General features: G+C 61.1%; 7 protein-coding genes. 5 read left to right on the plus strand and 2 right to left on the minus strand.

Annotated features, from left to right (window positions below; all coding sequences use genetic code 11):
- Positions 1-996: MFS transporter (locus AAAB16_RS06125; RefSeq protein ID WP_340662533.1), on the plus strand; the 996-nt coding region annotated here is incomplete at its 5' end.
- Here the strand turns inward: AAAB16_RS06125 and AAAB16_RS06130 are convergent.
- Positions 993-1976, minus strand: coding sequence for a dienelactone hydrolase (locus AAAB16_RS06130; RefSeq protein ID WP_340662539.1), 984 nt, complete (start codon positions 1974-1976; stop codon positions 993-995). The two genes, AAAB16_RS06125 and AAAB16_RS06130, sit on opposite strands and share 4 nt — an antisense overlap.
- Before the next feature lie 328 nt (positions 1977-2304).
- Between AAAB16_RS06130 and AAAB16_RS06135 the strand changes: the two genes are divergently transcribed.
- Positions 2305-4221, plus strand: a complete 1917-nt coding sequence (locus AAAB16_RS06135) for an autotransporter domain-containing protein (protein ID WP_340662534.1) — start codon at positions 2305-2307, stop codon at positions 4219-4221.
- A gap of 61 nt (positions 4222-4282) precedes the next feature.
- Here AAAB16_RS06135 and AAAB16_RS06140 read toward each other — a convergent pair whose 3' ends face one another.
- Entirely contained in the window at positions 4283-4891 is a 609-nt protein-coding gene (locus AAAB16_RS06140) for an FMN-dependent NADH-azoreductase (RefSeq protein WP_340662535.1), read from the minus strand.
- A gap of 154 nt (positions 4892-5045) precedes the next feature.
- On the opposite strand from AAAB16_RS06140, the gene AAAB16_RS06145 reads away from it, so the two are divergent.
- From AAAB16_RS06145 to AAAB16_RS06155, 3 genes are all read left to right on the plus strand, one after another.
- Entirely contained in the window at positions 5046-5954 is a 909-nt protein-coding gene (locus tag AAAB16_RS06145; protein WP_340662536.1) for a LysR substrate-binding domain-containing protein, read from the plus strand.
- Positions 5955-5967: 13 nt separating this feature from the next.
- Positions 5968-6327, plus strand: a complete 360-nt coding sequence (locus tag AAAB16_RS06150) for an MmcQ/YjbR family DNA-binding protein (RefSeq protein WP_340662537.1) — start codon at positions 5968-5970, stop codon at positions 6325-6327.
- Between the two features lie 213 nt (positions 6328-6540).
- Positions 6541-7281 (plus strand): carbonic anhydrase family protein, encoded by a 741-nt coding sequence (locus AAAB16_RS06155; RefSeq protein WP_340662538.1) that lies wholly within the window; start codon positions 6541-6543, stop codon positions 7279-7281.
- Positions 7282-7342 lie beyond the last annotated feature (61 nt).

Here is a 7342-nt window from a genome sequence, read left to right on the forward strand (position 1 = left end):
CTGCTCACCCGCCCGCTCGCCGGGCGCGTGGCCGACAGCTTGGGCACCAAGCCGGCGCTGGTGTATGGCCTGAGTGGCATTGCCATCAGCGGGCTGCTAACGCTGCTATCCACCGAAGTCAGCCACCTGCCACTGCTTAGCCTGTTGATTATGCTGGTCGCTCGTTTGCTGCTAGGTGTTACCCAGGGTTTGCTGGGGGTCAGCACCATCAGCTGGGGTATCAATCAGGTCGGTACCGAGCACACGGCGCGGGTGATTTCCTGGAACGGCATCGCTGCCTATGGCGCCATAGCCATTGGTGCGCCGGTGGGCGTGCTGATGGTCGACGCCTGGGGCTACTGGACCATGGGGTGCGCCCTTACCGCCTTGGCGCTGCTGGGGTTGCTGCTGATCCGCAAGCGCGCGTCGGCGCCGGTGTTGAAGGGCGAGCGTTTGCCGTTCAGTACGGTGCTGGGGCGAATTGCGCCCTATGGCGTGGGCCTGGCCTTGGGCTCGATTGGTTACGGCACGCTGACCACCTTTGTCGCCCTGTACTTCGCCAGTAAAGGCTGGAGCGGCGCGGCGTATAGCCTGTCGGCTTTTGGTGTGGCCTTTATTGGCGCGCGGGTGCTGCTGATCGACGCCATTAAACGCTACGGCGGCTACAGCGTGGCAATTGGTTGCATGGGCATCGAAACCCTGGGCCTGCTGCTGTTGTGGTTTGCGCCGTCGCCGTTGTGGGCGATGGCGGGCGCGGCCCTGACCGGCTGCGGGTTGTCGCTGGTATACCCGGCATTGGGCGTGGAAGCCATCAAGCAGATTCCGGACAGCAGCCGCAGCGCCGGCTTTAGTGCTTATGCGGTGTTCTTTGACTTGGCCTTGGCAATTGCCGGGCCGCTGATGGGTGCGGTGGCTTACTGGTTTGGCTACAACGGCATTTTTCTCGCCGCCGCCCTACTGGCCTTGGGCGGGTTGTGTCTGAGCCTGTGGCTAGCCAGGCGCGCGAGTGCGGGTTAGTGCAGCGAGGCCTGGTGGTTGGATAAATCCGGGCCAAGCACGGTACTGAAGAACTCCACCGCTTCGGCATTTATGCGCCGGTGAATGCGCTGACGGTCCACGCCTTCGGCGTCTTTGCACAGCATCGGCATCATTTGTTCCTGCTCGGCTGAGCACGGCGACATAAAAATAAAGTGCCCGGCTCCATCAAGCAGACGGTAGTGCGGCGGTTGCGGCAGGCTGTGGCTCAGCGCCAGGGCGTTGGTTTCGATGGCCAGCAATTGGTCGTTGTCGCCGGCATACATCAGCACCGGCATTTGCACGTCTTGCAGTTCCTCCTTGCCAAACATCAGGCCCAACGGCGCCAATAACAGCAACGCTTTTACCCGTGGGTCGCTTTCCGGTACCAGGTCGTCGCGGTCAACCACCAATTCGCCCTGGGTGCGGCAAGCGTCCTGATCGCTGGGGTGAGCTTGGCAATAGTCGCGCAGCAACTGCATTTGCGGCTGCGCACCGGCGACGATCAGCGCGGTTTCGCCACCGGCGGAATAGCCAATCATGCCAATCCGTTGCTCATCGACAAAGGCTTCCAACCAAGGGTCTTGCAGAGCGTCGGTGATGGCCTCAGAAATCTGCATCGGGCGGCCATACAGGTTGCTCACCGTGCCGAGGCGGCTCTGATCGGCGTAGTTATCGCCAGGGTGAACCACCGCCAATACCACAAAACCATGCTTGGCCAGGTAAGTGGCCAGGTCGTGCTGCGCCAGCGGGCTGCCGCTGTTGCCGTGGGAGAGCACCAACAACGGGTAGTGACCCGGCGCCACCGGGGCATCCTGGCCGGCGGCAATATGGTACGGGCCGATGTTACTGACGGTGGCATGGGCGAAAGCTGGGTAGAAAGCCACCGCCTGCATGGGCTGTTGGTCGAGGGGGTCACGCAGGGTCATTTGATGAAAGCCGACCGTCATCCGCCCACTGCCTGTCGCTGCCAGGGCAGGCATAGCCGCAGCCACTAAACCGAGCAACAGCACCAACATACGCGCGAAAAAGGTGCTCAACCCTCACCTCCACAGCAGAAACCAACCGCAATAAACGCCTGCTCCGCAGCGCCGGGCAACCGCCCTTAGCCACTTCTGCGCAAACACATGACGGTTACAAAAGCATGACTTGTGCCAAAAGAAACTGAGTGCACCTGGCCGCGAAAGATCCGCCGCGATAGCCGCACGGTAAGAGCTTTCCGCCGCTTTAAACCGCCCGGTCCGATACCCCCGGCACAACCCCGAGCCAGATGATCAAGCCGTATATGCCTCGTCATTTAAGGACTGATCAATGCGCAAGAAAAACGCTCGGCCTTTTGCTCTATGCCTGTTGGCCCTCGCCTGCACCAGCGCGGTGGCCGCACCCATGCCCTATTCCACCATGGTGGTATTCGGCGACAGCCTGAACGATGCCGGGCAATTCCCGGATTCCGGCGGGCCGCAGGGCTCCTACCAGCGCTTTACCAACCGTACCGGCCCCACTTACCTAGACGACAACAGCGAGCAGACCGGCGCCATCAATGCCATGCTGCTGGGCACTAAGCTGGGCCTGAGCGCCACCGAACAAACGGCCTCTACGGCGTTGCTGCGCCCACAACAGGGGCTGCCCGATGGCAATAACTGGGCAACCGGCGGCTACACCACGGCGAACATCCTTGCCTCAATTACCAGCGCCTCAATCATCACTGACGGAGGCGGCGTAGTCCTTCGTCAGCGCCCTGGTTACCTGGCCGAGCGTAATTTCAAAGCCGACCCTAATGCGCTGTACTACCTCAATGGCGGCGCCAATGACTTCTTCCAGAGCCTGGTCACCAACCCGACCCAGGCAGACGCAGCGGCAGGCCGGCTGGTCGACAGCGCCAGAGCACTGCAACAGGCGGGTGGTCGCTACCTGATGGTGTGGCTGCTACCGGACCTGGGCCTGACACCCGCGATCTACGGCACTGCGTTCCAATCACCGCAAAGCCAACTGAGTGCGGCATTTAACCAAACACTGGTGCAACAGCTTGCCCAAGTGCCAGCGCAAATCATCCCCCTCAATGTGCCACTGCTATTCAACGAAGTAGTAAACAACTCGGCGGCCTTTGGTTTTATCAGTGGTACGCCATTGCTGAGCACATGTTTCGGCGGCGGCAGTTGCACGGTTAACCCGAGTTACGGTGTCGGCGGCACCACCCCGGCCCCCAGCAAACTGCTGTTCGACGATGGCGTGCACCCCTCCACAGCCGGCCATCAACTGATTGCCGACTACGCCTACTCACTACTCGCCGCGCCGTGGGAACTGTCGTTACTGCCGCAAATGGCCAACAGCACGTTACTCGCGCAAGAGGACGCCTTACGCCGTGAATGGCAGGCCGGGACCTGGCAGGCCGTCGGCGACTGGCGCGCCATCATCAACGGCGGCGCCCAGCGGCAAGACTTCGATAGCCAAGCCAGCGCGGTTAGTGCCAAGGGTGAACATGCCAATCTGCAAGTAGGCGGCAGCTACCGTCTCAATGAAGACTGGCGTGCCGGGCTGCTGGCCGGCGCCTACCGACAACACCTCAAGGCCGGTGAAGCGGACTCGCGTTACAAGCTCGACGGCTACCTAGGCAGTGCGTTTATGCAGTTCCAACATGAACGCCTGTGGCTCGACGCCGCCCTCACCGGCGGCTACCTCGACTACCGCGACCTGCAACGCACCTTTGCCTTAGGCATCAGCGAGCGCGCCGAACAAGGCAACAGCACCGGCGCGTTATGGAGCGCCACCAGCCGGGTCGGTTTCAACCTGGCCCCAAACAGCAGCGACTGGCAGCTCTCGCCGTTTCTTAGCGCCGCCTATTCACGCATCACCGTAGACGGCTACAAAGAACGCGGCCAAACCTCTACTGCGCTGCAAGTGGATGAGCAAACCGTGACCAGCAAACGCCTCGGCGCCGGTTTGCTCGCCAACCTACAAGTGCTACCCAGCACCCGCCTATTTGGCGAACTGAGCCATGAGCATGAATTCAACAACAACGCCCAAACCGTCACCCTGCGGCAAAAAGCCCTGCCAACCCTGCCCTACCAGTTGGACGGCTACCGCCCAGCGCAACAGCTAAATCGCCTGAGCCTGGGGCTAAACCAAAAGCTGACATCGGCGCTCGCCATGCAGGTGAGCTATAGCCTTGACCGACGCGACGACCTGAGCCAACAGGGCGTTAACCTGGGGCTGAGCCTGGACTTCTAACGGTTGCGAGTGCCCACAAAAAATCCCCGCCGAAGCGGGGATTTTCATTACCGATCAAGCCTTACGCCGCAACAAACAACTCAGTCACTTGCTGGTTAGCAGCGGCCAGGGCTTGTGCACGCGGCTCTTCGCCGTAGGCCAGGCCTTCGGCGCGCACCACTTCGATGTCGGTGATGCCGAGGAAGCGCAGTACCAGTTGCAGGTAGTCTTCGTGGGCAATGCCGCTGGCTTGACCGGCGTGGATGCCGCCGGCAGTGGAGACGATGACTACTTTTTTGCCGCCAGCCAGACCTTTAGGGCCGTTCTCGTCGTAGGCGAAGGTTTTACCGGCAACGGAGATGCGGTCGATCCAGGCTTTGAGCTGGGTCGGTACGGTGAAGTTGTACATCGGCGCGCCAATGACGATGGCGTCGGCCGCGAGGAATTCGTTCAGGGTTGCTTCGGCCAGGTCGGCTTCGTGCTTTTGCGCGGCGTCGCGCAGTTCAGCAGGCGTACCGCCGGCGACCAGGCTGGCAGCAGACAGGTGGCTTAAGGCATCGGCAGCCAGGTCGCGGTAGCTGACCTGAACGCTGGCGTCGCTGGCTTGCCAAGCGCTAACCACGGCTTTGCTCAGTTGGCGCGAAGCCGAGTTGTCGCCAAGGATGCTGGAGTCGAGGTGCAGAAGTTTCATGGGGCGTTCTCCGAGTAGGTATCGCGCTTGGCGATTAAAAGAGGTTTGATTTCAACTGGCGCTAAGCCTACCGGTGAAACCAATGGCCTATTAGTCGGCAAAAATGTGATAGTTCGTCCCACTGATGGGACGATACCTACAACCAAGAGCTGCCATGCAAGATCTCAACGACCTGTTCTACTTCGCCAAAGTGGTGGAAGCCGGTGGTTTCGCCGCCGCCGGACGCCTGCTCGGCGTCCCTAAATCGCGGTTGTCGCGGCGCATTGCCGAGCTGGAAGAGCGCCTGGGCGCGCGGCTGTTACAGCGCAGTACGCGCAAACTGGCGTTGACCGATATTGGCGAGCACTACTACCGCCACTGTCAGACCATGATCATTGCCGCTGACATGGCCGACGAAGCCGTGGCCACCCACTCCAGCGAACCGCGCGGGCGTTTGCGTGTGTCGTGCCCGACGGCGCTGGCTGAGCACTACCTGTCGCCAATCATTAACGACTTTCTCGGCACCTACCCGCAGGTGCAGTTGGAGATCGTGCTGGTCAACCGCCGCGTCGACCTGCTGGCCGAAGGCATCGATGTCGCCCTGCGCGTGCGCGATGAAGGCGACGAAGACCCCGCGCTAATTGCACGCAAACTACGCCCCGCCTCTGCCGTGCTGGTAGCCGCACCGTCACTGCTGGCTGAGCGCAGTATTGAAAGCCCGCAAGACCTGCACGCCCTGCCCGTGCTCGGCGCCATTGAAGCCGACCGCAAAGTGCATTTCCTACTGGTCGACAGTCACGGTAAAAAGCGCGAAATCGCCTTGGAACCGCGCCTGGCAATCGAAGATTTTATGGTGCGCAAAAACGCCGCCCTCGCCGGTTTGGGCTTTTCCATGCTGCCGTTAATGAACTGCCATGAAGAACTGGCCGATGGCCGCCTGTTGCAGCTGCTGCCCGAATGGAAACTACCCGGCGGTTATCTGCAGGCCGTGTACCCGCACCGACGCGGCATGTTGCCAGCCGTGCGCGCCTGGATTGAGCACATCACCGAAGCCTTTCGCGGCGACTGGCCGCACCCGGTTTAAAAGAGGAGCCTGTATGAACACCGAACAAACCGCCGCCTTTCTCATGCAACTGCCGGGTGTGCGCGAAGACCTCAAATGGGGCGACAACCGCGTGTTCTCGGTGATGGAAAACAAGATGGTCGCCATCATCAACTTCTTGGGCGATGGCCTGGCCTTCAAGGTGGATAAAGACCTGTTCCTCGGCTACGTCGACCGCCCTGGCATCCGCCCTGCACCGTACCTGGCGCGTGCCCAGTGGATTCGCCTGGACAGCCCGGAAGTGCTGAGCAGCGAGGAACTGCAAGACCTGCTTACCCGCTCTCATCAACTGGTAGTGCGCAAACTGCCGAAGATTCGCCAGGTCGGCTTACTGCTGGACCTACCGGCATTTTAGGGTGGCTGTGCCCATCCACTGCTAATGACCGCTTGCGCCTGCTCGGCAATGCGCCGTTTGCAGGCGGCTCGGCTGATCAGCTGATGCTCTTACAACACCCAATCTCGCGCTAAAACACAGCCCCCTCCCGCCTACCGCAGCGCCCCTGCCTACAGTTCTGCCCCGCGCAAAATGGAAAAATTTTTCCGCGTTTTTTTCTCGCGGAGCAGTGCCATGAAGTGTCTAGCGACCCTCACCATCACCTTGTTAGCCAGCGGTTTAGCCCTCAACCCTGCCCTTGGCGCAGAGTGGAGTTACAGCGGCCTGACCGGCCCCGAGCATTGGGCCGATTTGTCCCCGGCAGACGCCGTCTGCGCCACCGGCAAACAGCAATCGCCGATCAATATCACCCTCAGCAAAAGCCAACCCACGCGCATGCCTATGCTGGACTTTCAGTACCAGAGCGGCAGCGCTGAGCTGGTCAACAACGGCCACACCGTGCAGGTCAATGTTGCCGCGGGAAATCGTTTGAACGTCGGCAACGATCCGGCCGAGCTGCTGCAGTTTCACTTCCACGCCCCTGGCGAAGAACGCTTTGACGGCAAGCAGTACCCGCTGAGCACGCACCTGGTGCACAAGACGGCGGCAGGCCGTTTGCTAGTGGTAGCCGTGGAGTTCAAAGAAGGTCCACATAGTGCGGCCCTGCAGCCACTCTTGGCCGCCCTGCCGGCAGCGGGCAAACAGCAGAACCTGAAGGACTTCAATCCGGCCCTATTGATGCCCAGTGACTCCAGCTACTTTCGCTTCACCGGCTCCCTGAACACTCCCCCCTGCAGCGAGAACGTAAGCTGGCACGTGGTGAGGCAAGCGGTGGAAGTGTCGCAAGCGCAGATCGATGCCTTCCGCCGCCTTTACCCCATGAATGCACGGCCGGTGCAACCGTTGAATGGACGGGTGGTGGAGGTGAGTGAATAGCTCTCCTCTGGAGCGCTGAGCGGCAGTCTGAGTTGGCCGGGGCTTGTGCCGCGAATTCGTG

The organism is Pseudomonas sp., from assembly GCF_037994325.1.
Lineage (GTDB): Bacteria > Pseudomonadota > Gammaproteobacteria > Pseudomonadales > Pseudomonadaceae > Aquipseudomonas.

What these genes read in the sequence shown, in the direction of transcription:
- AAAB16_RS06130 (WP_340662539.1), bottom strand. Translation starts at nt 1,976, where the DNA reads ATGCCTGCCCTGGCAGCGACAGGCAGTGGGCGGATGACGGTCGGCTTT.
- AAAB16_RS06135 (WP_340662534.1), top strand. Translation starts at nt 2,305, where the DNA reads ATGCGCAAGAAAAACGCTCGGCCTTTTGCTCTATGCCTGTTGGCCCTC.
- AAAB16_RS06140 (WP_340662535.1), bottom strand. Translation starts at nt 4,891, where the DNA reads ATGAAACTTCTGCACCTCGACTCCAGCATCCTTGGCGACAACTCGGCT.
- AAAB16_RS06145 (WP_340662536.1), top strand. Translation starts at nt 5,046, where the DNA reads ATGCAAGATCTCAACGACCTGTTCTACTTCGCCAAAGTGGTGGAAGCC.
- AAAB16_RS06150 (WP_340662537.1), top strand. Translation starts at nt 5,968, where the DNA reads ATGAACACCGAACAAACCGCCGCCTTTCTCATGCAACTGCCGGGTGTG.
- AAAB16_RS06155 (WP_340662538.1), top strand. Translation starts at nt 6,541, where the DNA reads ATGAAGTGTCTAGCGACCCTCACCATCACCTTGTTAGCCAGCGGTTTA.